Raw genomic sequence first — 1,773 nt, 5'->3', positions numbered from 1 at the left:
TGAAAAGGAAAGGGCGCCTCCCGTTTCCAGGATGCGCCGTTTTTTTCCCTGCCCTGTGCCGACCGATCAGAACGGGATTTCGTCGTCCAGATCGTCGGCCGGCTTGCCGCCGCCGAAGCCGCCGCGCGAGCCGCCGCCGGAGGAGGAGCCACCGCCGCCCGACGAACCGCCGCCGTAGCCCCCGCCCCCACCGTAGCTGGAGCCGCCGCCGCCGAAGTCGCCGCCCGACTCGTAACCGCCGCCACCGCCGCCTTCACGGCCGTCCAGCATGGTCAGTTCACCGCGGTAGGGGCGCAGCACGACCTCGGTCGTGTACTTTTCCTGGCCCGACTGGTCGGTCCACTTGCGGGTTTCCAGCTGGCCTTCCAGATAGACCTTGGAGCCCTTCTTCAGGAAGCGCTCGGCCACGCCGATCAGCGCCTCGTTGAAGATGACCACCTGGTGCCACTGGGTGCGCTCCTGCCGCTCCCCGCTGTTGCGGTCCTTCCAGGTTTCCGACGTCGCGATGCGCAGGTTGCACACCTTGCCGCCGTTCTGCATCGAGCGAATCTCCGGCTCCTTGCCGAGATTGCCGATGAGGATGACCTTGTTGACGCTGCCAGCCATGTCCGATCCGTCCTGAATCCAAAAAGGGGGCGAAAACGCCCCGTCGTTGATGGGGAGAGCCTACACCGCCGTGTCGGCACAATGCCACAGCGATGGTGGTGCGGGCCCCCGGCATACCCAAAATATCGATCCGGCCGCCCCATTCGGACAGCGGGCCGCCGCCCGGCGAAATCGTATGGACGGGCCCGCATCCTGCTGTCGCCTTTTGACACGGGCATCCCCATATTAAGGCGCTGTCGCCGCCTGGCGGGTGGGAAGACGCGTACCGGCGTATTCCCCCTTGCCAGCGCCTGTCCCGATCGACTATTCAGAACATACCATGAACAAATATATCAGCGTCCGCGGCGCGCGGGAACACAATCTGAAGAACGTCGACGTGGATTTGCCGCGCGACCAGCTGGTGGTGATCACCGGGCTGTCGGGTTCCGGCAAATCCTCGCTGGCGTTCGACACCATCTACGCCGAGGGGCAGCGGCGTTACGTGGAAAGCCTGTCGGCCTACGCGCGCCAGTTCCTGGAACTGATGCAGAAGCCGGACATGGACAGCATCGAGGGGCTGTCCCCCGCCATCTCCATCGAGCAGAAGACGACCAGCCGCAATCCCCGCTCCACCGTCGGCACGGTGACGGAGATTTACGACTACATGCGTCTGCTGTTCGCGCGGGTCGGCGTCCCCTACTCCCCCGCCACCGGCCTGCCCATTGAAAGCCAGACGGTCAGCCAGATGGTGGACCGTATCATGGCCATGCCCGAGGGTACGCGCCTCTACCTGCTGGCCCCCGTCGTGCGCGGCCGCAAGGGCGAGTACAAGAAGGAGCTGCAGGAGCTGCGCAAGCGCGGTTTCCAGCGCGTGAAGATCAACGGCGAGATGATGGAGATCGACGAGGCGCCGGCGCTGGACAAGAAGCTGAAGCACGATATCGAGGTGGTGGTCGACCGCATCGTCGTGAAGGAAGGCTTAGGCAATCGCCTGGCGGACTCGATCGAGACCGCGCTGGAGCTGGCCGACGGCCTGCTGTTCGCGGAGAACGCGGACGGTGGGGAACGCACGGTGTTCTCCGCCAAGTTCGCCTGCCCGGTCAGCGGCTTCACCATCGAGGAGATCGAGCCGCGGCTGTTCTCCTTCAACAATCCCTTTGGCGCCTGCCCCGCCTGCGACGGCCTGGG

The 1,773-nt window shown here is 65.3% G+C and carries 1 protein-coding gene and 1 pseudogene; one reads left to right on the top strand and one right to left on the bottom strand.

Annotation, left to right across the window (positions count from 1 at the left end; translation table 11 throughout):
* Positions 1 to 66 precede the first annotated feature (66 nt).
* Positions 67 to 606: a single-stranded DNA-binding protein gene (gene ssb / locus I55_RS25140; protein WP_044563464.1), complete on the bottom strand. Its 540-nt coding sequence runs from the start codon at positions 604 to 606 to the stop codon at positions 67 to 69.
* A 319-nt stretch (positions 607 to 925) separates the two neighbouring features.
* Here ssb and I55_RS25135 point away from each other — a divergent pair.
* Positions 926 to 1,773 (top strand): annotated as a pseudogene (locus tag I55_RS25135) (excinuclease ABC subunit A); the annotation flags it as partial.

Origin of the sequence: Azospirillum sp. B4, from assembly GCF_000333275.1 — a bacterium.
Taxonomy (GTDB): Bacteria; Pseudomonadota; Alphaproteobacteria; order Azospirillales; family Azospirillaceae; genus Nitrospirillum.
This window is presented reverse-complemented; position numbering and strand designations above follow the sequence as displayed.

Excerpts from the sequence above, each read along its gene's own strand:
- ssb (WP_044563464.1), bottom strand. The coding sequence starts at position 606 with ATGGCTGGCAGCGTCAACAAGGTCATCCTCATCGGCAATCTCGGCAAG.